The organism is Carnobacterium pleistocenium FTR1, from assembly GCF_000744285.1.
In the GTDB taxonomy this organism is placed as follows: Bacteria; Bacillota; Bacilli; order Lactobacillales; family Carnobacteriaceae; genus Carnobacterium_B; species Carnobacterium_B pleistocenium.
The window spans coordinates 2,086,524-2,111,136 of the sequence record NZ_JQLQ01000002.1 but is presented as its reverse complement, the minus strand read 5'-3'; the positions used below and the strand labels follow the sequence as shown (position 1 = coordinate 2,111,136).

At 39.1% G+C, this 24,613-nt stretch carries 12 protein-coding genes, 25 tRNA genes, 3 rRNA genes, 1 riboswitch and 1 other annotated feature; of the genes, 36 read left to right on the top strand and 4 right to left on the bottom strand.

Going from position 1 to position 24,613, the window contains the following annotated elements:
* Positions 1-156 precede the first annotated feature (156 nt).
* The 31 genes from BP17_RS10365 (at position 157) to metK (ending at position 11,519) form a co-directional block, all read left to right on the top strand.
* Complete coding sequence (locus tag BP17_RS10365; RefSeq protein WP_035054115.1) at positions 157-687, top strand: GNAT family N-acetyltransferase; 531 nt, start codon at positions 157-159, stop codon at positions 685-687.
* Between the two features lie 543 nt (positions 688-1,230).
* Positions 1,231-2,792 (top strand): 16S ribosomal RNA (locus BP17_RS10360).
* Positions 2,793-3,016: 224 nt separating this feature from the next.
* A 23S ribosomal RNA gene (locus BP17_RS10355) occupies positions 3,017-5,706 on the top strand.
* A gap of 88 nt (positions 5,707-5,794) precedes the next feature.
* Positions 5,795-5,910: ribosomal RNA gene (gene rrf, locus BP17_RS10350) — 5S ribosomal RNA — on the top strand.
* Together the 16S, 23S and 5S rRNA genes with 25 tRNA genes alongside form the textbook arrangement of a ribosomal RNA operon.
* Before the next feature lie 18 nt (positions 5,911-5,928).
* A tRNA-Val gene (locus tag BP17_RS10345) sits at positions 5,929-6,004 on the top strand.
* Position 6,005: 1 nt separating this feature from the next.
* Positions 6,006-6,078, top strand: a tRNA-Lys gene (locus tag BP17_RS10340).
* Positions 6,079-6,118: 40 nt separating this feature from the next.
* A tRNA-Leu gene (locus BP17_RS10335) sits at positions 6,119-6,200 on the top strand.
* Between the two features lie 33 nt (positions 6,201-6,233).
* Positions 6,234-6,306: transfer RNA gene (locus BP17_RS10330), tRNA-Thr, on the top strand.
* 7 nt (positions 6,307-6,313) lie between these two features.
* Positions 6,314-6,385, top strand: a tRNA-Gly gene (locus BP17_RS10325).
* A gap of 49 nt (positions 6,386-6,434) precedes the next feature.
* Positions 6,435-6,523: transfer RNA gene (locus BP17_RS10320), tRNA-Leu, on the top strand.
* A 3-nt stretch (positions 6,524-6,526) separates the two neighbouring features.
* Positions 6,527-6,600: transfer RNA gene (locus BP17_RS10315), tRNA-Arg, on the top strand.
* Positions 6,601-6,634: 34 nt separating this feature from the next.
* Positions 6,635-6,708 (top strand) — tRNA-Pro (locus BP17_RS10310).
* 11 nt (positions 6,709-6,719) lie between these two features.
* A tRNA-Ala gene (locus tag BP17_RS10305) sits at positions 6,720-6,792 on the top strand.
* Between the two features lie 28 nt (positions 6,793-6,820).
* A tRNA-Met gene (locus BP17_RS10300) sits at positions 6,821-6,894 on the top strand.
* A gap of 19 nt (positions 6,895-6,913) precedes the next feature.
* Positions 6,914-6,987 (top strand) — tRNA-Ile (locus BP17_RS10295).
* Positions 6,988-7,024: 37 nt separating this feature from the next.
* A tRNA-Ser gene (locus BP17_RS10290) sits at positions 7,025-7,114 on the top strand.
* Between the two features lie 25 nt (positions 7,115-7,139).
* Positions 7,140-7,212 (top strand) — tRNA-Met (locus BP17_RS10285).
* Positions 7,213-7,249: 37 nt separating this feature from the next.
* Positions 7,250-7,322 (top strand) — tRNA-Asp (locus BP17_RS10280).
* Between the two features lie 5 nt (positions 7,323-7,327).
* Positions 7,328-7,398 (top strand) — tRNA-Gly (locus tag BP17_RS10275).
* An 8-nt stretch (positions 7,399-7,406) separates the two neighbouring features.
* Positions 7,407-7,480: transfer RNA gene (locus tag BP17_RS10270), tRNA-Ile, on the top strand.
* Positions 7,481-7,516: 36 nt separating this feature from the next.
* Positions 7,517-7,604: transfer RNA gene (locus BP17_RS10265), tRNA-Ser, on the top strand.
* A 24-nt stretch (positions 7,605-7,628) separates the two neighbouring features.
* Positions 7,629-7,700: transfer RNA gene (locus BP17_RS10260), tRNA-Glu, on the top strand.
* A 47-nt stretch (positions 7,701-7,747) separates the two neighbouring features.
* Positions 7,748-7,837, top strand: a tRNA-Ser gene (locus BP17_RS10255).
* Between the two features lie 25 nt (positions 7,838-7,862).
* Positions 7,863-7,935, top strand: a tRNA-Met gene (locus BP17_RS10250).
* Between the two features lie 37 nt (positions 7,936-7,972).
* Positions 7,973-8,045 (top strand) — tRNA-Asp (locus BP17_RS10245).
* Positions 8,046-8,060: 15 nt separating this feature from the next.
* A tRNA-Phe gene (locus tag BP17_RS10240) sits at positions 8,061-8,133 on the top strand.
* Positions 8,134-8,144: 11 nt separating this feature from the next.
* Positions 8,145-8,215 (top strand) — tRNA-Gly (locus tag BP17_RS10235).
* 9 nt (positions 8,216-8,224) lie between these two features.
* Positions 8,225-8,298, top strand: a tRNA-Ile gene (locus BP17_RS10230).
* Between the two features lie 19 nt (positions 8,299-8,317).
* Positions 8,318-8,389, top strand: a tRNA-Glu gene (locus tag BP17_RS10225).
* Positions 8,390-8,783: 394 nt separating this feature from the next.
* The gene (locus BP17_RS10220; RefSeq protein WP_035054113.1) at positions 8,784-9,125 is read left to right on the top strand and encodes a zinc ribbon domain-containing protein YjdM; all 342 of its coding nucleotides are present in this window, start codon (positions 8,784-8,786) and stop codon (positions 9,123-9,125) included.
* 1,117 nt (positions 9,126-10,242) lie between these two features.
* Positions 10,243-10,331: riboswitch (SMK box riboswitch) on the top strand.
* Positions 10,329-11,519, top strand: a complete 1,191-nt coding sequence (gene metK, locus BP17_RS10215; protein ID WP_035054111.1) for a methionine adenosyltransferase — start codon at positions 10,329-10,331, stop codon at positions 11,517-11,519. It overlaps the preceding riboswitch by 3 nt.
* Positions 11,520-11,552: 33 nt before the next feature.
* Here metK and BP17_RS10210 read toward each other — a convergent pair whose 3' ends face one another.
* Both BP17_RS10210 and BP17_RS10205 read right to left on the bottom strand, forming a co-directional pair.
* On the bottom strand, positions 11,553-12,131 hold the full coding sequence (locus BP17_RS10210) for a class I SAM-dependent methyltransferase (protein WP_035054108.1): 579 nt from the start codon (positions 12,129-12,131) through the stop codon (positions 11,553-11,555).
* A 108-nt stretch (positions 12,132-12,239) separates the two neighbouring features.
* The gene (locus BP17_RS10205; RefSeq protein ID WP_035054106.1) at positions 12,240-12,878 is read right to left on the bottom strand and encodes a phosphatase PAP2 family protein; all 639 of its coding nucleotides are present in this window, start codon (positions 12,876-12,878) and stop codon (positions 12,240-12,242) included.
* A gap of 326 nt (positions 12,879-13,204) precedes the next feature.
* Here BP17_RS10205 and BP17_RS13775 point away from each other — a divergent pair, with 326 nt between their 5' ends.
* From BP17_RS13775 to BP17_RS10180, 5 genes are all read left to right on the top strand, one after another.
* Positions 13,205-16,609, top strand: coding sequence for a muramidase family protein (locus tag BP17_RS13775; protein ID WP_035054104.1), 3,405 nt, complete (start codon positions 13,205-13,207; stop codon positions 16,607-16,609).
* A 111-nt stretch (positions 16,610-16,720) separates the two neighbouring features.
* Positions 16,721-17,050 (top strand): heavy metal-binding domain-containing protein, encoded by a 330-nt coding sequence (locus BP17_RS10195; protein ID WP_035054102.1) that lies wholly within the window; start codon positions 16,721-16,723, stop codon positions 17,048-17,050.
* An 86-nt stretch (positions 17,051-17,136) separates the two neighbouring features.
* Positions 17,137-17,378: a binding site (T-box leader), on the top strand.
* Positions 17,379-17,444: 66 nt separating this feature from the next.
* The gene (gene leuS, locus BP17_RS10190) at positions 17,445-19,862 is read left to right on the top strand and encodes a leucine--tRNA ligase (RefSeq protein ID WP_035054100.1); all 2,418 of its coding nucleotides are present in this window, start codon (positions 17,445-17,447) and stop codon (positions 19,860-19,862) included.
* A 202-nt stretch (positions 19,863-20,064) separates the two neighbouring features.
* Positions 20,065-21,741, top strand: coding sequence for a putative polysaccharide biosynthesis protein (locus BP17_RS10185; RefSeq protein ID WP_035054098.1), 1,677 nt, complete (start codon positions 20,065-20,067; stop codon positions 21,739-21,741).
* A 336-nt stretch (positions 21,742-22,077) separates the two neighbouring features.
* Positions 22,078-22,797 carry a pseudouridine synthase gene (locus BP17_RS10180; protein ID WP_035054096.1) on the top strand — a complete coding sequence of 240 codons (720 nt, stop codon included), beginning with the start codon at positions 22,078-22,080 and terminating at the stop codon, positions 22,795-22,797.
* Between the two features lie 56 nt (positions 22,798-22,853).
* Here BP17_RS10180 and BP17_RS10175 read toward each other — a convergent pair whose 3' ends face one another.
* Both BP17_RS10175 and BP17_RS10170 read right to left on the bottom strand, forming a co-directional pair.
* Positions 22,854-23,462: a general stress protein gene (locus BP17_RS10175; protein ID WP_035054094.1), complete on the bottom strand. Its 609-nt coding sequence runs from the start codon at positions 23,460-23,462 to the stop codon at positions 22,854-22,856.
* Between the two features lie 152 nt (positions 23,463-23,614).
* Positions 23,615-24,451, bottom strand: a complete 837-nt coding sequence (locus tag BP17_RS10170) for an NAD(P)H-hydrate dehydratase (RefSeq protein ID WP_035054092.1) — start codon at positions 24,449-24,451, stop codon at positions 23,615-23,617.
* Positions 24,452-24,613: the final 162 nt, after the last annotated feature.

Here is a 24,613-nt window from a genome sequence, read left to right as displayed (position 1 = left end):
TATGAGGATAGCTTGCAAATAGATTTTTTTGTAAGTCTATAGAAAAATAGGTAATGTATCATTTGAGCATTATAGAAGCATAAAATATATTCAAAAAAACATTGAATAGTAGCATTTTTTTATAGTAAAGTATTATATAGAAGAAAGGGGAATAATATGAAGAACAATTTCACACTCCATCAAGCCAAACCTGAAAATATCCAAATGATTGATAAATTGCTTAAAGAAACAGCGTTATGGTTAAAATCAAAAGGTTCGTTGCAATGGAATGGCATCTTAGAAGGAAAAGATAATCATGATACAGTAAGTGCTATTAATAGAGGAGAAGTATTTTATGGAAAGTTGAATGATGAAATAGTTGGAATGTTAATATTATGGGATCAACAAAGTAAGTGGGATGCCGACTTATGGGGAGAAGACCAGGGAAATGATTTTTACTATCTTCATCGTTTGATTATAAAAAGAGATAAAGCTGGAAAAGGAAACTCACATTTAATGATTAATGCAGCAAAAGAATATGCTCAAGACAAACAAAAAAAAGGTCTTAGATTAGATTGCATTGCTGGAAATGAGGTCTTAAATCACATGTATCTTAAAGAAAAATTTGAATTTATTCAATGTAAAGAAGATTTCAACGCTGAAGAACAACTAAACGACTTCAATTTGTATCAATATGAAATAGAATGATTCTCAAAAAAACGAACGATTATATAAATTGTTTTTTTATAGATCGTTCATTTTAATTGCTTCATATAGAAGTAATACAAATTAAAATGCAATAAAATGGTAAATTATACGCTTTTTTAAAAAAAATAAAAAAAACGATATCTTTTTATTGACCAGTAACAAAAAAATTGTTATAGTAATTGATGTTGTCAAGAGAGATAAGAGATAGACGTAATAACGTTTGAAAATTTATTGTAAAAATAATGTTGACAAAACGTAAATAAATATGTTATTCTATCTAAGTCGTAATGATTCAACCGGGCTAACAAATGGATAAATATTCAGTTAAAAAAATATTTTATCAAAATTTTGTTGACAAGTTGAAAAGCAACTGCTATAATTCAGAAGTTGTCATGAACTGACACAACGCACTTTAGACCTTTGAAAACTAAACAAAGTAAGACGAACAAAATGTGAGGGTGATTTAGCAGTGCTAAGTCAACAGTAACAAAATTAGTGAATAATTATTCGCTAGCAATTCAATAATGAGCTTCAAGCATCATTTTATATGAGAGTTTGATCCTGGCTCAGGACGAACGCTGGCGGCATGCCTAATACATGCAAGTCGAACGCTTTGATTTCACCGGGTGCTTGCACCCACCGAAGTCAAGGAGTGGCGGACGGGTGAGTAACACGTGGGTAACCTGCCCATAAGAGGGGGATAACATTCGGAAACGGATGCTAATACCGCATATTTCTAAACGTCACATGACGAATAGAAGAAAGGTGGCTTCGGCTACCGCTTATGGATGGACCCGCGGCGTATTAGCTAGTTGGTGAGGTAATGGCTCACCAAGGCGATGATACGTAGCCGACCTGAGAGGGTGATCGGCCACACTGGGACTGAGACACGGCCCAGACTCCTACGGGAGGCAGCAGTAGGGAATCTTCCGCAATGGACGAAAGTCTGACGGAGCAATGCCGCGTGAGTGAAGAAGGTTTTCGGATCGTAAAACTCTGTTGTTAGAGAAGAACAAGGATGAGAGTAACTGCTCATCCCCTGACGGTATCTAACCAGAAAGCCACGGCTAACTACGTGCCAGCAGCCGCGGTAATACGTAGGTGGCAAGCGTTGTCCGGATTTATTGGGCGTAAAGCGAGCGCAGGCGGTTCTTTAAGTCTGATGTGAAAGCCCCCGGCTCAACCGGGGAAGGTCATTGGAAACTGGGGAACTTGAGTGCAGAAGAGGAGAGTGGAATTCCACGTGTAGCGGTGAAATGCGTAGATATGTGGAGGAACACCAGTGGCGAAGGCGACTCTCTGGTCTGTAACTGACGCTGAGGCTCGAAAGCGTGGGGAGCAAACAGGATTAGATACCCTGGTAGTCCACGCCGTAAACGATGAGTGCTAAGTGTTGGAGGGTTTCCGCCCTTCAGTGCTGCAGCTAACGCATTAAGCACTCCGCCTGGGGAGTACGACCGCAAGGTTGAAACTCAAAGGAATTGACGGGGACCCGCACAAGCGGTGGAGCATGTGGTTTAATTCGAAGCAACGCGAAGAACCTTACCAGGTCTTGACATCCTTTGACCACCCTAGAGATAGGGCTTTCCCTTCGGGGACAAAGTGACAGGTGGTGCATGGTTGTCGTCAGCTCGTGTCGTGAGATGTTGGGTTAAGTCCCGCAACGAGCGCAACCCCTATTATTAGTTGCCAGCATTCAGTTGGGCACTCTAGTGAGACTGCCGGTGATAAACCGGAGGAAGGTGGGGATGACGTCAAATCATCATGCCCCTTATGACCTGGGCTACACACGTGCTACAATGGATGGTACAACGAGTCGCAAGGTCGCGAGGCCAAGCTAATCTCTTAAAGCCATTCTCAGTTCGGATTGCAGGCTGCAACTCGCCTGCATGAAGCCGGAATCGCTAGTAATCGCGGATCAGCACGCCGCGGTGAATACGTTCCCGGGTCTTGTACACACCGCCCGTCACACCACGAGAGTTTGTAACACCCGAAGTCGGTGAGGTAACCCTTTTGGGAGCCAGCCGCCTAAGGTGGGACAGATAATTGGGGTGAAGTCGTAACAAGGTAGCCGTATCGGAAGGTGCGGCTGGATCACCTCCTTTCTAAGGAATATAACGGAAACCCACACATTCGTCTTTACTTTGTTTAGTTTTGAGAGGTCTAATCTTCTCAAACGCTTGAATTTAAAAATTGTTCTTTGAAAACTGGATAAAGTTAAAAATCGTAATTAAGTAAGAAACCAGAAACACACCGAAAAGTTTTAAAAAAATAAGTTTTTTAAGGTTCTCATCGAAAGATGAGTATTAAACATTAACGATTAACCATAGGTTAAGTTAATAAGGGCGCACGGTGAATGCCTTGGCACTAGGAGCCGATGAAGGACGGGACTAACGCCGATATGCTTTGGGGAGCTGTAAGTGAGCTTTGATCCAAAGATTTCCGAATGGGGGAACCCAGCATCTTTGATAGGATGTTACTGCTGACTGAATACATAGGTCAGTAGAGGTAGACGCAGAGAACTGAAACATCTAAGTACCTGCAGGAAGAGAAAGAAAAATCGATTCCCTGAGTAGCGGCGAGCGAAACGGGAATAGCCCAAACCAGAAAGCTTGCTTTCTGGGGTTGTAGGACTGAACATATAGAGTCATAAATGAAGTTGGTAGGAGAAGCGATCTGGAAAGGTCTGCCGAAGAAGGTAAAAGCCCTGTAACCGAAACCAATTTCACTCTGATCAGTATCCTGAGTACGGCGGAACACGAGAAATTCCGTCGGAATCCGGGAGGACCATCTCCCAAGGCTAAATACTCCCTAGTGACCGATAGTGAACCAGTACCGTGAGGGAAAGGTGAAAAGAACCTCGGAAGAGGAGTGAAATAGCCCCTGAAACCGTGTGCCTACAAATAGTTAAAGCCCGTTAATGGGTGATAGCGTGCCTTTTGTAGAATGAACCGGCGAGTTACGATCACATGCGAGGTTAAGTTGATGAGACGGAGCCGTAGCGAAAGCGAGTCTGAATAGGGCGAATGAGTATGTGGTCGTAGACCCGAAACCAAGTGATCTACCCATGTCCAGGTTGAAGGTGCGGTAATACGCACTGGAGGACCGAACCCACGTATGTTGAAAAATGCGGGGATGAGGTGTGGGTAGCGGAGAAATTCCAATCGAACTTGGAGATAGCTGGTTCTCTCCGAAATAGCTTTAGGGCTAGCCTCGGAATTAGAATCATGGAGGTAGAGCAACTGTTTGGACTAGGGGCCCTTCTAGGGTTACCGAATTCAGATAAACTCCGAATGCCATTGATTTATATCCGGGAGTCAGACTGCGAGTGATAAGATCCGTAGTCGAAAGGGAAACAGCCCAGACCACCAGCTAAGGTCCCAAAGTTTATGTTAAGTGGAAAAGGATGTGGAGTTGCTTAGACAACTAGGATGTTGGCTCAGAAGCAGCCATCATTTAAAGAGTGCGTAATAGCTCACTAGTCGAGTGACCCTGCGCCGAAAATTTACCGGGGCTAAACATAACACCGAAGCTGTGGATAGAACCATTGGTTCTATGGTAGGAGAGCGTTCTAAGGGCGTTGAAGCTAGATCGTGAGGACTAGTGGAGCGCTTAGAAGTGAGAATGCCGGTATGAGTAGCGAAAGACGGGTGAGAATCCCGTCCACCGAATGACTAAGGTTTCCTGGGGAAGGCTCGTCCTCCCAGGGTTAGTCGGGACCTAAGTCGATAGAAACAAACTGCCCGTACCGCAAACCGACACAGGTAGTCGAGGAGAGAATCCTAAGGTGTGCGAGAGAACTCTCGTTAAGGAACTCGGCAAAATGACCCCGTAACTTCGGGAGAAGGGGTGCTGACCAATTGGTCAGCCGCAGTGAATAGGCCCAGGCGACTGTTTATCAAAAACACAGGTCTCTGCAAAATCGTAAGATGACGTATAGGGGCTGACGCCTGCCCGGTGCTGGAAGGTTAAGAGGAAGGGTTAGCTCTCGGGCGAAGCTCAGAATTGAAGCCCCAGTAAACGGCGGCCGTAACTATAACGGTCCTAAGGTAGCGAAATTCCTTGTCGGGTAAGTTCCGACCCGCACGAAAGGCGTAACGATCTGGGCACTGTCTCAACGAGAGACTCGGTGAAATTATAGTACCTGTGAAGATGCAGGTTACCCGCGACAGGACGGAAAGACCCCATGGAGCTTTACTGCAGTTTGATATTGAGTGTTTGTACAGCTTGTACAGGATAGGTAGGAGCCAATGAAGCCAGGACGCCAGTCTTGGTGGAGGCGTTGGTGGGATACTACCCTTGCTGTATGACCACTCTAACCCACAGCCCTTATCGGGCTGGGAGACAGTGTCTGACGGGCAGTTTGACTGGGGCGGTCGCCTCCTAAAGTGTAACGGAGGCGCCCAAAGGTTCCCTCAGAATGGTTGGAAATCATTCGCAGAGTGTAAAGGCATAAGGGAGCTTGACTGCGAGACCTACAAGTCGAGCAGGGACGAAAGTCGGGCTTAGTGATCCGGTGGTTCCGTATGGAAGGGCCATCGCTCAACGGATAAAAGCTACCCTGGGGATAACAGGCTTATCTCCCCCAAGAGTCCACATCGACGGGGAGGTTTGGCACCTCGATGTCGGCTCATCGCATCCTGGGGCTGTAGTCGGTCCCAAGGGTTGGGCTGTTCGCCCATTAAAGCGGTACGCGAGCTGGGTTCAGAACGTCGTGAGACAGTTCGGTCCCTATCCGTCGCGGGCGTAGGAAATTTGAGAGGAGCTGTCCTTAGTACGAGAGGACCGGGATGGACACACCTCTGGTGTACCAGTTGTTCTGCCAAGGGCATTGCTGGGTAGCTATGTGTGGACGGGATAAACGCTGAAAGCATCTAAGCGTGAAGCCCCCCTCAAGATGAGATTTCCCATCACGTAAGTGAGTAAGACCCCTGAGAGATGATCAGGTTGATAGGTTGGAAGTGGAAGTATAGCGATATATGGAGCGGACCAATACTAATCGGTCGAGGACTTAACCAAAGAAATAAGCGGTGTACGACGGATTCAGAACAAAAACGATTTTTACCTTATCCAGTTTTGAGAGAACAATGTTCTCTGATTGAAATTGTGTGGTGATGATGGCAAGAAGGTCACACCTGTTCCCATGCCGAACACAGAAGTTAAGCTTCTTAGCGCCGATGGTAGTGAAGGGTTTCCCTTTGTGAGAGTAGGACGTTGCCACGCAAATTCAATTTTTTATATGGAGGTTTAGCTCAGTTGGGAGAGCATCTGCCTTACAAGCAGAGGGTCGGCGGTTCGAGCCCGTCAACCTCCACCATGAGTCATTAGCTCAGTTGGTAGAGCATCTGACTTTTAATCAGAGGGTCGCAGGTTCGAATCCTGCATGACTCATAGCTAATCAGTCAAATATGGTTAGTTATGCCATGTTTTTGCGGGTGTGGCGGAATTGGCAGACGCACTAGATTTAGGATCTAGCGTCGTAAGACGTGGGGGTTCAAGTCCCTTCACCCGCACTATTTTCATTGAATGATTGAGATATCACTTTAGCCGGCTTAGCTCAGTTGGTAGAGCATCTGATTTGTAATCAGAGGGTCGAGGGTTCAACTCCTTTAGCCGGCATTCTTTTGCGAAAGTAGTTCAGTGGTAGAACATCACCTTGCCAAGGTGGGGGTCGCGGGTTCGAATCCCGTCTTTCGCTTACTAGTTTGACTAGTAAGCTCATTCGTAAGATGAGGAACTGTTCTAATGCCGGGGTGGCGGAACAGGTAGACGCACAGGACTTAAAATCCTGCGGTGAGTGATCACCGTGCCGGTTCGATTCCGGCCCTCGGCACCATTTGCACCCATAGCTCAATTGGATAGAGTACTTGACTACGAATCAAGGGGTTAGAGGTTCAAGTCCTCTTGGGTGCATTTCTTTTGAAAAAAAGAATAAGAAGTAAGTAAACGGGAAGTAGCTCAGCTTGGTAGAGCACTTGGTTTGGGACCAAGGGGTCGCAGGTTCGAATCCTGTCTTCCCGATTTAAAAATCAGGGGCCTTAGCTCAGCTGGGAGAGCGCCTGCCTTGCACGCAGGAGGTCAGCGGTTCGATCCCGCTAGGCTCCACTTTTTTAAAAATTGTCACTTTTATTATGGCGGTGTAGCTCAGCTGGCTAGAGCGTCCGGTTCATACCCGGGAGGTCGGGGGTTCGATCCCCTTCGCCGCTATTGTTATTTTAAAGATCTTGGACCTTTAGCTCAGTTGGTTAGAGCAGACGGCTCATAACCGTCCGGTCGTAGGTTCGAGTCCTACAAGGTCCATTAATCGGTTGAGATTAAAGTAACCTTGTATTATTATGGAGGATTACCCAAGTCCGGCTGAAGGGAACGGTCTTGAAAACCGTCAGGTGTGTAAAAGCACGCAAGAGTTCGAATCTCTTATCCTCCTTTTTCAAATGATTCATTATTATTATCGCGGGGTGGAGCAGTTGGCAGCTCGTCGGGCTCATAACCCGAAGGTCACAGGTTCAAGTCCTGTCCCCGCAATTTATCTTTTTTAAAAGATAGTTTTTAAATGCAAAAAGGTCTCGTGGTGTAGGGGTTAACATGTCTGCCTGTCACGCAGAAGATCGCGGGTTCGATTCCCGTCGAGACCGTTTTTGCGAGTGTAGTTTAGTGGTAAAACCACAGCCTTCCAAGCTGTTGATGCGAGTTCGATTCTCGTCACTCGCTTTTCTTATGGGCCTATAGCTCAGCTGGTTAGAGCGCACGCCTGATAAGCGTGAGGTCGATGGTTCGAGTCCATTTAGGCCCATTGAATAAATCAATACTTTATAATATTAGTTTTTTTGGGGAAGTACTCAAGTGGCTGAAGAGGCGCCCCTGCTAAGGGTGTAGGTCGTTAACGCGGCGCGAGGGTTCAAATCCCTCCTTCTCCGTATCTTTATTTTTTGAATATTATAGACCCGTTGGTCAAGCGGTTAAGACACCGCCCTTTCACGGCGGTATCACGGGTTCGATTCCCGTACGGGTCATAGACAATTTTATATAACTTAATATATTGTCATTTTATCAGTCTTATGGAGGATTACCCAAGTCCGGCTGAAGGGAACGGTCTTGAAAACCGTCAGGTGTGTAAAAGCACGCAAGAGTTCGAATCTCTTATCCTCCTTTTTCAAATGATTCATTATTATTATCGCGGGGTGGAGCAGTTGGCAGCTCGTCGGGCTCATAACCCGAAGGTCACAGGTTCAAGTCCTGTCCCCGCAATTTATCTTTTTTAAAAGATAGTTTTTAAATGCAAAAAGGTCTCGTGGTGTAGGGGTTAACATGTCTGCCTGTCACGCAGAAGATCGCGGGTTCGATTCCCGTCGAGACCGTTTAAACAAATGTTTGGCCCGGTAGCTCAGTTGGTAGAGCACTTGATTGAAGCTCAAGGTGTCGGCAGTTCGATTCTGTCCCGGGCCATATATTATAATGCGGGTGTAGTTTAGTGGTAAAACCACAGCCTTCCAAGCTGTTGATGCGAGTTCGATTCTCGCCACCCGCTTTTTTTTTTGGGCCTATAGCTCAGCTGGTTAGAGCGCACGCCTGATAAGCGTGAGGTCGATGGTTCGAGTCCATTTAGGCCCATTGTACTAATTTAAATAATGACCCGTTGGTCAAGCGGTTAAGACACCGCCCTTTCACGGCGGTATCACGGGTTCGATTCCCGTACGGGTCATCAGATAATTGAATGAAAAAGGACTGGAGAAATTTCTCTGGTCCTTTTTTTGTTTAATTATGGTTGTAGAATAAAGGACTGTATGTAGTGATAGAAATTTCACTACATATAGTCCTTGAGTATTGTTAACAGTGCAAAGAAAATAAATGGCGTTGTGGGCGTCACAGAATCGTTCTTCCAAAGAAACAATAGGCTTCATCAAAGATAAAGTCATTTGCGGAAGTATTCTTGAGTTACATGAATGGCGATAGTTTGTCTAGCTTAATTTGACAATTCAGAAACCAAATAGAATTCTACTTAGATAGATGAAATAGATAAAACGAAAATATGCGTTGCCAATCCATTAAGGGTATGCCATTATATAGGTAACCATAGTCATTGGAGGAGAAAATACATGTCTAACTTACCAAATTGTCCAAAATGTAATTCAGAATACACTTATCAGGATGGTAGCCTTTTTGTTTGCCCAGAATGCGCCTACGAGTGGGAAGTAGATTCAATTATTGAAACAGATGAAAGTGAAAAAGAATTCAAAGATGCAAATGGAAATAAATTAATCGATGGAGATTCAGTAATTGTTATTAAAGATCTTAAAGCAAAAGGGACTTCTATTGTTGTAAAAAAAGGAACCAAAGTAAAGAATATTCGTTTGGTTGACGGTGATCATGATATTGATTGTAAAATCGAAGGTATTGGTGCTATGCAATTAAAAACGGAATTTGTGAAAAAAGCTTAATGTCAGTGATGAAAAACAAACTAAGTCCATTTCATTTAGATTAAACCATTACTTTACTATAAAAAGAAATCCTTATTCCCACAAAAAAGTGAGAATAAGGATTTCTTTTTATTTAAGTAACATGAATGAGTAGAATAATACTAAGGGCTATAAAAAAAGAAATTGAATAAAGTTGTAAAGTTTTTTGCTTAATTTTTGAAGAAATTGATTCTTCTTTAGAAAAAAGAATACTAGTAAGATTAATGGCAAGGGGTAACGTAAGTAAAATGATAAAAGTTAATTTATTAAAAGTAGGATAAAAAAGGATAAAACTTATTAAGTAAGTTATGATTAACAAAGATAAAAAAATACGATTGAAAATTTTTGTGTCTAGAAAAATAACAGGGTTTTTACTTTCATATACTTGGTTAGTAATAGTTAAATAGTTTAGCTGAAGTTTTGCTAACTCTACTAAAAATAAAACTAGAATTAGTGGAATACTCCAGTAAAATAAAGTCGTTGGAATAAAATTTGCCTGAAAATAAAAACTTAAGTAGGTTAAAATTCCACCTTTAAATATGCTGGAAATAAAAAGTATTAACCAAGAGTAGCCTTGTCGAACTAAGTAAAATTGTGAGTGAATTACTAGACTATAAAAGAAACAAAGTAAACCTGCTAAGGGATGTATAATAGAAGAAAAGTAATAGATGAGCAGCAGATTGACAAATTCAAAAAAAATGAAGGAGAAACGATTAGACGAAGTAATTATTTTTTTTGATTTAAATAAAAAATTATCTAATAAATGGTTTATAAAGATAAAACTATACAATAGGAAGAAATGCACAAAATTATATTGGGTATACTGACTAGCGTAAAGAGTGCCTACAAGTAAATAGGATAAGGGGATTAGAAATGTTAAAAATAAAGGGTGATAAAGATAATAAATAATCGTTTTATAAATAGAATGCACCAATTGTAAAAACTCCTTTTAACTTTTATCTAGTCTTATTTTACCTAAAATGAGCAGAAGGGTACAGGTAAATAAATAAATGTAGAAGTAGATTGGTAATAAGCAACGAGTTATTTATCAATTCATTTATATTTAATATTAATGAAGGATTAATTATGGTAAGATAATTAAGGTTCGCAAATCGGATTCCCGAGAGGATTCACTTTTAGAGTGGAGAAGCCTTGTAACCGAAAATTTAAAGGGGGAACAAAGTAATGACAGAAAGAAAATTATTTACTTCTGAATCTGTTTCAGAAGGACATCCAGATAAAATGGCAGATCAAATTAGTGATGCTATATTAGATGAGATTTTAGCAAAAGATCCTGATGCACGAGTTGCTTGTGAAACGGCTGTAACAACTGGCCTAGTATTGGTAATGGGAGAAATTTCTACATCGACTTACGTGGATATCCAAAAAACGGTAAGAGATACGATTCGCGATATTGGGTACACGAGAGCTAAGTTTGGCTTTGATGCAGATACCTGTGCAGTAATTGTTTCTATTGACGAGCAATCAAGAGATATTGCTCAAGGTGTGGATGATTCCTTAGAATCTAAAGAAACAAATCAAGATAATTTAGATCAAATCGGTGCAGGTGATCAAGGTTTAATGTTTGGATTTGCAATAAATGAAACACCGGAATTAATGCCTTTACCAATTTCATTGAGCCACCGTTTGACAAAACGTCTTGCTGTTGTTCGGAAAGAAAAGCTTGTTTCTTATTTAAGACCAGATGCAAAAGCACAAGTTACGGTTGAATATGATGAAAATAATAAACCGGTGCGTGTGGATACGATTGTTATCAGCACTCAACATCATCCTGATGTGACTTATGAACTATTAAAAAAAGATATGATCGAATTAGTAATCAAACATGAAATTCCTAGTGAATTACTAGATGAAGAGACGAAGTATTTTATTAATCCAACGGGGCGCTTTGTTATAGGTGGACCGCAAGGAGATGCCGGGCTAACTGGGCGTAAAATTATCGTTGATACTTATGGTGGTTATGCTCGTCATGGTGGTGGTGCTTTCTCTGGAAAAGACCCTACAAAAGTAGATAGATCAGCAAGTTATGCAGCCCGATATATTGCAAAAAATATTGTTGCTGCTAAACTTGCAGATAAATGTGAAGTTCAATTAGCTTATGCAATAGGAGTTGCACATCCAGTGTCTATTGCTATTGATACATTTAATACAGGAGCAGTTGCGGAATCTCGCTTGATTGAAGCGGTACGTGCTATTTTTGATTTAAGACCAGCTGGTATTATTAAAATGCTAGACTTGCAAAGACCAATTTATAAACAAACAGCAGCATATGGACATTTTGGACGTACAGATATCGATTTAACTTGGGAACATACGGATAAAGTTGATAGTTTAAAAGAATTTTTAGCTAAGTAAAAACTGGAATTTAAACAAGAAAGCCCAATGATGTTATTCATTGGGCTTTCTTATTTTTTCAATTGCGATAAGAAACGGGGGATTGTTTTTCTGATTTAAAAAATCATAACGTAAGACAGCAAAGTCATCTTGTGAAAGAGTTTGAACAAAGCTTAGAACTTTGTCTCTTTCAACTATTCCTCCTTTATGGCCATGATACACAATAAATAGGAGTAGTCCACCCATTCTTAGCCGAGGTAAAATTTCGTTTGCTGCCATTAAAGTTGTCTCACCTGTTGTAATAATGGTTTTATCTCCTTTAGGTAAAAAGCTTAAATTAAAAATGGCACCAGCCAAAAGAGTGTCTTTAGGTAACGCTGAGCTAAGTGTCTCATGTCCTTGTTGAAAAAATTTTACCTGACTAGTCAAGCCTGTTAGTAAAAGCTTCTCTTTTGTTGTTTTTATGGCTTGTTCTTGTAGATCAAAGCCGTATACAATCCCTGTTTCTCCAACCAATGTTGCTAAAAGAACAGTATTGTTACCATTTCCTACAGTAGCATCAATGACAATATCACCAGGACTAAGAGTTCTTTTTAATAATGTGCGACTATAGTGTAAAGCATTTTCGAGCACAGCGAGTTCCTCCTTACGTTTTACAAACAATTAAATTAGCTGAGGATATTTTATCATGCTTAAATATATAGGAATCAATAAAAAATGAAAATTAATTGCATTTGAATCTTATCGGATAAAAGCAGCAAAAAGAGATAACCAAGAGCCAGCTAAGAAAAAACCTGCAATTACATCAGAAGGAAAATGAACGCCCAAATAGATTCGACTTACACCAACAGCAACAATGATTGTTATTGCTAAGAGACAAGCTAGCCATCTGATCCAATTTTTTTTAGTTAAGTGAAAAATCAGTAAAACAATTCCGCCATAACAAATTAAAGCAGCCATAGAATGTCCACTGGGAAAGCTGTACCCACCTTGAAAAACAAGATGCTCAATAGTTGGTCTTGTTCTTTGAAAAATAAGCTTAGCAAATTGATTTAGTAGTCCGGCTCCTATAGCGACATGAAAAATATAGGAATATCCGATTTTAGAATCTTTCTTTTTTAAAATAAAATAAAGACTGACAAGAAATGTTATTAAAATAATAACGTTAATTCCGCCCAAATCGGTCATAAAGGAATAAAAAGCTGTTTTTTCAGGAGATAAGTTAGCTAAAATAGGATATGAAATAAATTGGTCAAACGTATTAAGCCATTTTGTTTGCTGAGTTACTCCAAAAGCGAATAGACTAAAAGGGATAAGCAACAATAGACTGATTAAAAAATAATTTGTAGTGTGAAAAGATTTATTTGTAGAAGATTTCATATTTTTTGCCTCATACTTTCTATAAAATAATTTTTTCTTAAATAAGGGATAACCGTAAAAAATAGTTTAGCATATTTGATGCGCAGAATAAACCAAAAAAAGTTGTTACTGCAATGAAAATAAGGGTTGATGTAAATTTATAAGCTATTTATAGTTATGATGATACTATAAATCATATTACGTTTGTGTGACTTATATTAAAAAACACCTATCTAATTAAGTTAACCTATCATTATAAGGGTGTTAAAGATATAATAAAATAGCAATAGTACTATTAAAACTAGCTTTAAAAACATATTATTAAAAGAAATAAGGGGGTACTCACTTTGAGAAAAACAAGAAAAGAAAGAATTTCAGCTGAAAAAAATAAAAAAAGTTTTAATCAATTAAAAAACTCTAATGGATTGATCAAAAAAGGCACAGCTGTTTTTAGTACAACTTTGTTAGTGAGCTTACTAGCATTTCCAACCTTCTCTGTATCAGCTAGTGCGAATGACTCAGCAGAAACTGCCAGCAAAAAATTGGAACAAGTGCTTGAATCAGATGACAATACAAATGTAGAAGTTACAAAAGACTCAGAAGGCACAAAAGTAGCTGTAGAAACAAGTAGCGACGAGTACATAAGAGAACAAAACATTAATATTCTTAAAGATCTTATTTCAGATGAAGAATTTGAAGTTTTAGACTTTGAAAATTTGTCAATTGAAGACATCGATGACTTAATTGAAAATGCTCTAGAAAAAAATACTGAAGCTGAAAGAACAGGAAATCCAGTAGATAGCGATTCAATGGACGGACAAAGTGATGCTATTTCTGGAGAATCTAACAAAAAAAATAATGTAATCACAGCGCCAGAAACACCAGAAGAATTTAGCTTTTCAGCAAGAATGACAACTACGACAGAAGCAGTAGAAGCAACAAAAGCAGTAGAAAAAACAGAAGCAACAAAATCAGTAGAAGCAGCGGAAGCAGAAGCAGCGGAAGTAGAAGCAGCGGAAGTAGAAGCAGCGGAAGTAGAAGCAGCAGAAGCAGAAGCAGCGGAAGCAGAAGTAGCGGAAGTAGAAGCAGCGGAAGCAGAAGCAGCGGAAGCAGCGGAAGTAGAAGCAGCGGAAGCAGAAGCAGCGGAAGTAGAAGCAGCGAAAGTAGAAGCAGCGGAAGTAGAAGCAGCGGAAGTAGAAGCAGCGGAAGCAGAAGCAGCGGAAGCAGAAGCAGCGGAAGCAGAAGCAGCGGAAGCAGAAGCAGCGGAAGCAGAAGCAGCGGAAGTAGAAGCAGCGAAAGTAGAAGCAGCGGAAGTAGAAGCAGCGGAAGCAGCGGCAACAAAAGCAGCAGCAACAAAAGCAGCAGCAACAAAAGCAGCGGCAACAAAAGCAGCAGCAACAAAAGCAGCAGCAACAAAAGCAGCGGCAACAAAAGCAGCGGCAACAAAAGCAGCAGCAACAAAAGCGGCAGCGACAAAAGCTGCAACGGCTAAAACGTATACAGTAAAAGCTGGTGATACTTTAAATAAAATTAGCAGTGCTAATGGTGTAACGGTAACGCAACTAAAAACATGGAATAATCTATCGTCAAATCTTATCTTAGTAGGTCAAGTTTTAGCTGTAAATGAAGCTGGTACTAAAACGGCGACTGTAACAACTCCGACTAAAACAAATGAAGCGATTGCGGATGCATCAACACCAGCTGGTTTCATTAATGCTATTACATCTTATGCAAAACAAGTAGCAGCTAAAAATGATTTATATGCTTCAGTTATGATTGCTCAAGCAGCTTTAGAAAGTGGTTATGGCAGCAGTAAACTATCGACTAGTCCGAACTATAATCTATTTGGTATAAAAGGAAGTTATAATGGAAATACTGTTGCGATGTATACTTCTGAGTGGAGCGCTTCAACCGGTTGGATTTATATTCCACAAAACTTTAAAAAGTATCCTTCTTATGCCGAATCATTACAAGATAATGCCAACTTATTGAAAAATGGTACATCATGGAATAATGGTTATTATTCAGGTGCATGGGTGAGCAATTCTAATAGCGCGTTTGAAGCAACTGCCTGGTTACAAGGTCGTTATGCAACTGATCCATCTTATGCGTCTAAGTTGAATGCTATTATAAATTCATATAACTTAACGCAGTATGATACAAAATCTTCAGGAGAAGCAACTCAAAATACTCCAGTATCAAATGATAATAATGTTCAAACGCCAAGTACAGGTACAACAAGCAGTACATCTTATACTGTGAAATCAGGTGATACATTAACGGCAATTGGTTCGAAATACGGTGTATCCGTAGAGAACTTGAAAACATGGAATAGTTTGACATCTGATACGATCTACGTGAACCAAAAATTGTCAATCAAGGGTGGAACAACTTCCGGTAGCACGACAACACCAACAACAAGTACAGGTACAACGAGCAGCACAACTTATGCTGTAAAATCAGGTGACACGTTAACGGCAATTGGTTCAAAATACGGTGTATCTGTAGCGAACTTGAAAACATGGAACAGTTTGACATCTGATACGATCTACGTGAACCAAAAATTGTCAATCAAGGGTGGAACAACTTCCGGTAGCACGACAACACCAACAACAAATACAGGCGTAACAAGTAGTACAACATACGCTGTAAAATCAGGTGACACGTTAACGGCAATTGGTTCAAAATACGGCGTGTCTGTAACGAACTTAAAAACATGGAATAGTTTGACATCTGATATGATCTACGTAAACCAAAAATTGTCAATCAAGGGTGGAACAACTTCAGGCAGCACAACAACACCGACAACAAGTACAGGTACAACGAGCAGCACAACTTATGCTGTAAAATCAGGTGACACGTTAACGGCAATTGGTTCAAAATACGGTGTATCTGTAGCGAACTTGAAAACATGGAACAGCTTGACATCTGATTCGATCTACGTGAACCAAAAATTGACGATCAAGGGTGGAACAACTTCAGGCAGCACAACAACACCGACAACAAGTACAGGTACAACGAGCAGCACAACTTATGCTGTAAAATCAGGTGATACATTAACGGCAATTGGTTCAAAATACGGTGTATCTGTAGCGAACTTGAAAACATGGAACAGCTTGACATCTGATTCGATCTACGTGGATCAAAAATTGACGATCAAAGGTGGAACAACTTCAGGCAGCACAACAACACCGACAACAAGTACAGGTACAACGAGCAGCACATCTTATGCTGTAAAATCAGGTGATACATTAACGGCAATTGGTTCAAAATACGGTGTATCTGTAGCGAACTTGAAAACATGGAACAGCTTGACATCTGATACGATCTACGTGGATCAAAAATTGACGATCAAAGGTGGAACAACTTCAGGCAGCACAACAACACCGACAACAAGTACAATTACAAGTATAAACACAACAAGCAGCACGTCTTATGTTGTAAAGTCTGGCGATACATTATCAGCCATCAGTGCAAAATACGGTGTATCTATCGCAAACTTGAAAGAAGCTAATAAGTTAACATCAGATACTATTTTTGTAGGTCAAAAGTTAGTTGTAAAAACAACTACTACTGTTTCTAATGCAACCACAACAACAAGTACAACTAATTCAAAAAAACATAATGTTGTAAGTGGAGATTCTTTATGGGGCATTGCCCAAGAGTATGATATGTCCGTTTCAGAATTAAAAGCAGTAAATTATTTAAAATCAGACGTTATATTTGTTGGTCAATCTTTGATTATCAAATAGTGATAACAGAGACTCGCCAAAAGTGCGAGTCTCTGTTTTTATTCAGCAAAAAAATTAATCATTTATTGAAAGATCATTTTTTTATGATAAATAAAAAAAGGAGTGGAAACTATGATCATCACTACTACGGAATCTATTGAAAATTTTGGAATATCATCTTATGAAGGAATTGTGTTTGGGGAAGTCATTTCTGGGATCAATTTAGTTAAAGATAGCGATGCTGGGCTGCTAAATAAAATTGACGAGCGTTATCAAAAATATGAGAATATATTGTCAGAGTCTCGTGGCGTAGTATTAGAAAAAATGAAACTCAAGGCTGTAGAATTAGGTGCAGATGCTATTGTCGGAGTTAAAATGGATTATGAAACACTAGGATCAGATAATGGTATGATTATTGTAACGTGCAGTGGAACGGCTGTAAAACTGCAAACCTTTATGTGATCTATGCATGAAAGAAAAGTTAGAAACGAACTGCCTACTTTTTTTATTGCTCCAGAGACAATTATTTGTTAAGATGAGTTCAATAGAAAAAAACAGTGAAAAGGAATAGTAGAAACGATTTTTTGAGAGAGAGTGCATGGGTGGTGGAAATGCATAAAAAAGACTTTCGAACTCGCCTTTAGAGTTGCTTTGTTGAAATGAAAGTAGACAAAGACGTAGCACCTGCGTTAAAGGTATGAGGAGTCTGCAATTTTTTCTGTTGAGAAATAGTTAGTTGTAGAAAACATAGGTGGTACCGCGAATAATAAATTGTTTAATCGCCCTATGAGTATAGATAGTCATCTGTATTCATAGGGCGATTTTTTTTTGAATAAGAAATGAAAGAGGGATAAATATGAGCTTTAACCATAAAACGATTGAAAAAAAATGGCAAAATTATTGGGCTTCCAATAAAACATTCCGCACAACGGAAGACGCTAAAAAAGAAAATTTCTATGCATTGGATATGTTTCCTTATCCATCCGGCCAAGGCTTACATGTAGGACATCCAGAAGGGTATACGGCAACTGATATTATTTCTCGCTTGAAACGAGCTCAAGGATTCAATGTGTTACATCCAATGGGGTGGGATGCATTTGGATTGCCAGCTGAGCAATATGCACTAGATACTGGAAATGACCCAGCAGAATTTACTGCTCACAATATTGAAACATTCCGTCGTCAAATCAACTCATTAGGATTCAGCTATGATTGGGAACGTGAAATAAATACTACTGATCCTGACTATTACAAATGGACTCAGTGGATTTTTATCAAATTGTATGAAAAAGGGTTAGCCTATGAAGCTGAAGTAGCTGTGAACTGGTGTCCTGCATTAGGAACGGTATTGGCTAATGAAGAAGTTATTGATGGGAAAAGCGAACGTGGAGGACATCCAGTCTACCGTAAACCAATGAAACAATGGATGTTGAAAATCACGGCTTACGCTGATCGTTTGTTAGATGACTTAGAACTAGTAGATTGGCCTGAAAGTATCAAAGACATGCAACGTAACTGGATTGGAAAATCAATTGGCGCAAATGTTGTCTTTACTGTTAAAAATACTGATCATAAATTTACTGTCTTTACGACTCGTCCAGATACCTTATTTGGAGCAACTTATAGCGTATTGGCTCCAGAATTAGAGTTAGTTAAACAAATTACTACTCCAGAACAAGAAGCAGAAGTTCAAGCGTATATTGAAAAAATTAGCTTGAAGAGCGATTTAGACCGGACAGACCTGAATAAAAATAAAACTGGTGTATTCACTGGTGCTTATGCAATCAATCCAGTAAATGGCAAAGAAATACCAATTTGGATTGCCGATTACGTATTAGCTTCATATGGAACAGGAGCCATTATGGCTGTTCCAGCGCATGATGAACGTGATTATGAATTTGCTGAAACTTTTGATTTAGAAATTCTTCCAGTTCTTGAAGGCGGCGATGTAACTAAGGCGGCATTTACGGAAGATGGTCTACACATCAACTCTGATTTTTTGAATGGTCTTGGAAAAGAAGAAGCCATTGATAAAATGAATAAGTGGTTGGAAGAAAACGAAGTAGGTAAAAAAGAAACGACCTATCGTTTGCGTGACTGGCTATTTGCTCGTCAACGTTATTGGGGTGAGCCTATTCCAGTTATCCATTGGGAAGACGGGACTTCAACAACTTTAGCTGAGTCTGAATTGCCATTAATATTGCCAAAAACAGATGAAATCAAACCTAGTGGAACAGGTGAATCGCCATTAGCAAATATCACTGAATGGGTAAATGTAGTGGATCCTGAAACCGGTATGAAAGGACACCGTGATACAAATACAATGCCGCAATGGGCAGGAAGCTCTTGGTATTTCTTACGCTTTATCGACCCAACTAATACCGAAATGATAGCTGATCCTAAAAAACTAAAACAATGGTTACCAGTTGATATTTATATTGGCGGAGCTGAACATGCTGTACTTCATCTGCTATATGCTCGATTCTGGCATAAATTCTTGTATAACATTGGTGTTGTCCCAACCAAAGAACCATTCCAAAAATTGTATAACCAAGGAATGATTTTAGGCGGAAATAATGAGAAAATGTCTAAATCAAAAGGAAATGTAGTTAATCCTGACGATGTTGTTGAGAAATTTGGTGCGGATACACTGCGTATGTATGAAATGTTTATGGGTCCTTTAGATGCCTCTATTGCCTGGAATGAAAATGGATTAGAAGGAAGTCGTAAATTTTTAGATCGTGTATGGCGCTTGATCATGGATGAAAATGGAAAAGTTCGTGATCGTATCACAACCTTTAACGATGGATCTCTTGATGTCGTTTATCACCAGACAGTTAAAAAAGTTACAGAAGATTTTGAGCAGTTGCGTTTCAACACAGCAATTTCTCAAATGATGGTTTTTGTAAATGAAGCATACAAAACAAAAATTTTACCCGTGAATTATATAAAAGCTTTTGTTCAATTGCTTGCACCGATTGCTCCGCATATGGGAGAAGAATTATGGTCTAATTTAACAAAAAGTGGTGAAAGTATTTCATATGTTGCATGGCCAGCATATGATGAAAAATTCTTAGTTGAAGATGAGATTGAAGTCGTTTTCCAAGTGAATGGAAAATTAAGAGCAAAAACTCAAACTTCGAAAGAAATCTCTAAAGCAGATTTAGAACTATTAGCAATGAGTAATGAAAAAATCAAAGAATCGATTGTAGGAAAAACAATTCGTAAAGTTATTGTTGTTCCTGGGAAATTAGTAAATATAGTAGCAAATTAAACGGATTTTTAATAAAATAAGGCTTATATTAGGAAGAAGAGATGAGACAGCTGTCTTGTCTCTTTTCTACTTAATGATGTTAAGCAGACTTTAAATTTTCTTTAAAATTACATTGTAGATGTTCTTTAAGCATTGCAACCCTCTGACTTAAGAAGTAAAATAGAATCTTGTATACAATAGTATGAGAGTAGGTATTTGAGGCATGTCGAAAAATACAATCAGTGACAATAAATTAAAACAACCGATAAAAGAAATAAGTTCACAAGATAAGATGATCAGCGGATCCGCTTGGATGACCGGTGCCAGTATTCTATCTAGATTATTAGGAGCCCTTTATATTATCCCGTGGATGGCCTGGATGGGTAATCCAAGTATAGCGGCATCAGCAAATGCTCTTTACATTATTGGGTATACACCTTATGCCTTGTTTTTAAATATTGCAACAGCCGGTGTTCCCTCAGCGATCGCTAAGCAAGTTTCTTATTACAATAGTTTAAATGAGTATGAAGTAAGTCGAAATATTTATAAAAAAGGCTTACAAATCATGGCCGTTACAGGTGTTGTGTCAGCGTTGATCATGTACTTTGCGGCACCTTTCGTAGCAGCAAGCAGTCCAAGCATCTCTGTAGAGGATGGCACACAAGTTATTCGATCTCTTAGCTGGGCGTTGCTGATTATTCCTTGTATGAGTGTGACTCGTGGATATATTCAAGGGCATCACATCATGAAATACTCAGCTATTTCACAGTTTATTGAACAATTGGCTCGGGTTATTTTTATGCTTGCAGCAGTTTATTTGATTCGAAAAACATGGAATGGCTCAGTTGTAAGCGCAGTGTCAGCTTCAACGTTTGCAGCGGTTATCGGAGCTGTTTTTAGTATTGGGTATTTGTTTTATGTTATTTGGCGGAAAAAACCTGAGTTAGATAAGCACGCAGCTGAAAGTTTAAATAAAGTGACTATTTCTACAAATGAAATTTTCAAATCGATTATTCGTACGGCTGTTCCTTTTATTATTATTGGATCTGGTATTACATTATTTCAAATGATTGATCAATTTACTTTTCAACAGATTATGACCCGTGTTTCGGATTTTACTCCAAAAGAGATTGTTGATAGCTATGGAGTAGCTTCAGGAAATGTTAATAAGCTGATCATGATTGTCATTTCCTTTGGAGGATCGATGGCTATTACTTCTGTGCCGCTGATTTCTGAGTTAATGGCTAAGAATGATTTAAAAAAACTAACGCGTCAAGTTAGTGACAGTTTGCAATTGTTTTTCTTTATCATGCTGCCTGCAACAATTGGAATGGCTGTTGTAGCAGAACCCTTATATACGGTTTTTTATGAACAAAATGCTTTTGGAACCGAACTGTTACAAGTTGCCTCATTCATGAGTTTATTTTTAGGATTATTTGTCCTTATGGGGTCAACGATGCAAGCTGCAAACCAAACAAGATCAGCACTTTTGGCTCTAGCGATTGGGTTAGCTGTAAAACTAGCAACCCAATACCCAATGTTGGCATGGGCAGGTACTAATGGCATGTTCATTTCAAATATATTTGGATTTGGTATTACTGTTTTATTAATGCTGAGAAAAATGTACAAGGTGACACACTTTGATATTGGACTGATTTTAAGACGCGTCTTATTGATGCTGATTCTCACCTTAGCAATGGCTAGTGTGACTTTTGCAGTTAAAGAACTTCTTTACTTAGTGATGGATTCAGAGAATAGAACTAGTGCATTATTGGTGATGGCCATTTCAGCTGGATCTGGTGGTATGGTGTATTTGTATGCTTCTTTAAAAACTCGCTTAGCGGATCGCTTAATAGGATCTCGTGTTGCAAGTTTAAGAACTAAGCTGCGTATCAAATAAAAAGAATTTATAATTTTAGTGTTCATAACAAATTAAATTTATTACTCATCCAAAAATTTTTGGAGGAATAGAGTTGCTTGTAGCTATGTATAGGATTCAATGTGAAGTATAAACCGTTAACGCTTCAGCGATTACAGTTTATTTGAAGCTTGAAAGTTTGTAAGACTACAGGCTTACAGACGATCTCATAGCTTCACAAGCAAACACGTCTATTCCAGAAAAAATTTATTTTAAAGTATTTACACCGTTTGACATACAGTCATAAAAAAACTAGTTGAGACCCAAAAGGCTTCAACTAGTTTTTTACATAAGTTATTAGAGATTGGAGCAAAGTAAATGCGATTAGATAAGTTGTTAGCCAATATGGGCTTTGGAACAAGAAAAACGGTGAAAGATGTATTGAAATCAAAAGAAGTTACGGTAAATGGACTTGTTGAAAAAGAAGGTAAAAAGCAAGTGAATCCAGAAAAAGACGCTATTGCTGTTTCAGGTGAGGCTATTCAATACCAAGAATTTGTATATTTTATGTTGCATAAACCGCAAGGAGTCGTAAGTGCAACAACAGATAATGTGCATAAAACAGTAATTGATTTATTGCAACCGCAAGATCAATCACGGGATCCATTTCCAGTAGGAAGGTTGGATAAGGATACAGAAGGCTTATTGATTTTAACTAATGATGGAACATTAGCGCATAACTTACTTTCACCAAAGAAACATGTAGATAAATGTTATCAAGCAAGTATAGAAGGTATAGTAGATGAACAGGATATTCAAGAATTTGCGAGTGGTATAACGTTGGATGATGGTTTTAATTGTCAATCTGCTAAATTAGAAATCGAATCTATAGATGTTGAAAAAGAGCAGTCCGTCATTCGAGTCACAATACACGAAGGAAAATTCCATCAAGTAAAGCGCATGTTTGAAGCAGTAGATAAGTCTGTTAGTTATTTGAAACGATTGTCGATGGGAGAAGTACAGCTAGATGAGACGTTAAAATTAGGGGAGTACAGACCACTAACAAAAGCAGAATTGGATTCATTAACCCATTCATAAAGAAAAAAAGCAGGGAATTGAGATGATTGTCTCAGTTCCCTGCTTTTTAAACTATTTTAATAAGAATCGGTCCTATCCGGTGATTCTGTTGGAGGGAAATCTTCTTCGATCTCTAAGTCTCCATCAGTGTTGATACCTGTGTTTGATTCTTCATTATCGTAATTTAAGTGTTGAGTTCTAGTAGTGAATGTTTGATTCTCGTCACTATCTCTATTAGATGGGTCATCTTCAGTTACTAGGCCTGGGGCAGTTGGGTAAATCCCCGCAGCATCGTCTTTAACGGTATCCATATCGATTGGATACGTGTTTTCAGCAGTATTGGAAGGAGGTTTTATTTCTACAAGAATAAGAGTACTCCCCTTTTCAATTGCATTTTTGTAATCATCTAAAGCTGCTTCATCAGGAATGGCTGAATACAGCTCATCATCTACTTGTGGACTTAGGGAAAAGAATTTTTTTATTTTGTCTCCTAATGACTCATCATCTTTTGACCCCGAGGATAAAACTAAAATCTCTATATCGGTTTGGCTGTGGATGGATTTTTCTGTATCAGGGTTGGTTACTAAAGTAATAGATTCTTTCGAGTAGCCTTCAGCCAATAGTTGATTGATTTCCTGCAAAGCTTCTGATGCAGATGGATAGTTTCCAATTATACGTTTTACCATATATACCACTCCTCATATAGTTTAACTGATTTGTTATACATGAGTATACTTGGAAAAAAGAGGGATTACAATTAATATGGCATGCATTATTTCGCCAAAAAAGAAGAGACTGCTAATGAATAAAGCGGTCTCTCCTTTTTTTGGATAATAGATTAAAAAATAAACATAGTAGAAAATTCCTTCATCTCATTAGGAATCTTTTCAATAATTTGAGATGGAAGAACAACATATTGCTTTTTAGCTAAGTCATCTCCAATTTTACTGTGTAGGAAGACAGCAGTGATGATAGCAGAACGATTATTTTTAAATTGAGCACTGAATCCAGCAATCATACCAGCCAATGTATCTCCCATACCACCAGTTGCCATTGCAGGATTTCCATGAGTATTTTTCCAAACTTCATTTAAAAAATAAATTTCTGTTCGTGATTGTTTTAAAACGACTGTTGCTTTTAATTCTGTTCTAGCCAGAATATTTAAAGTCTCATTTTGCTCAGTTGGTTTTAAGTGAGAAAGTTTTTGCCATTCACCTAAGTGAGGTGTATAAGTTGTTTGAGCTACTGGTGTTTTTAAATTGTTTTTCGCCATCAAAGTAATAGCACTGCCATCAATAATCAAGCGTTGTTCTTTTGTGACGGTTTTTAAAACAGATTTTAAAATGGCTAATGATTCAGAAGAAAGACCCAGACCAGGACCAATAACAATGACGGTCGCTGTTGATAGTTTTTTAAGTAGGCAATCTTCGTTATACATATCAAAAACCATCGCTTCTGGAAGGCGGGCATGTAAAGCCGTATGATTCACTTTAGCTGTAGCGACGGTAACCAATCCAGCGCCACTGTAAACGGCTGCACTAGCGGTAAGAATGATTGCCCCACCCATATCTTCATTTCCGCCTATCACAAGTACACGTCCATAATCTGCTTTATAACTATCTTTATTTCTTTTTGGGATCATGCCATGAATGGTTTCAGGATTTATTTCTTTCACTTAAGACCCTCCTAATGATGACTACTATTTTTATGATGATTCCCATTGATTATAGAACGAATAATTAGTTTTTGCACGCATCTTTTTCAATGGTGCAGATAACAAAAAAAGAACCAGGCGTTGGTCTTAGAAACAAAAAGTGATATGATAGACATGTAGATA

Bases quoted from the DNA above. Each gene is read 5' to 3' on its own strand.
- BP17_RS10180 (WP_035054096.1), top strand. From the start codon at position 22,078: ATGCGATTAGATAAGTTGTTAGCCAATATGGGCTTTGGAACAAGAAAA.
- BP17_RS10175 (WP_035054094.1), bottom strand. From the start codon at position 23,462: ATGGTAAAACGTATAATTGGAAACTATCCATCTGCATCAGAAGCTTTG.
- BP17_RS10205 (WP_035054106.1), bottom strand. From the start codon at position 12,878: ATGAAATCTTCTACAAATAAATCTTTTCACACTACAAATTATTTTTTA.
- leuS (WP_035054100.1), top strand. From the start codon at position 17,445: ATGAGCTTTAACCATAAAACGATTGAAAAAAAATGGCAAAATTATTGG.
- BP17_RS10185 (WP_035054098.1), top strand. From the start codon at position 20,065: ATGTCGAAAAATACAATCAGTGACAATAAATTAAAACAACCGATAAAA.
- BP17_RS10365 (WP_035054115.1), top strand. From the start codon at position 157: ATGAAGAACAATTTCACACTCCATCAAGCCAAACCTGAAAATATCCAA.
- BP17_RS10220 (WP_035054113.1), top strand. From the start codon at position 8,784: ATGTCTAACTTACCAAATTGTCCAAAATGTAATTCAGAATACACTTAT.
- BP17_RS10195 (WP_035054102.1), top strand. From the start codon at position 16,721: ATGATCATCACTACTACGGAATCTATTGAAAATTTTGGAATATCATCT.
- metK (WP_035054111.1), top strand. From the start codon at position 10,329: ATGACAGAAAGAAAATTATTTACTTCTGAATCTGTTTCAGAAGGACAT.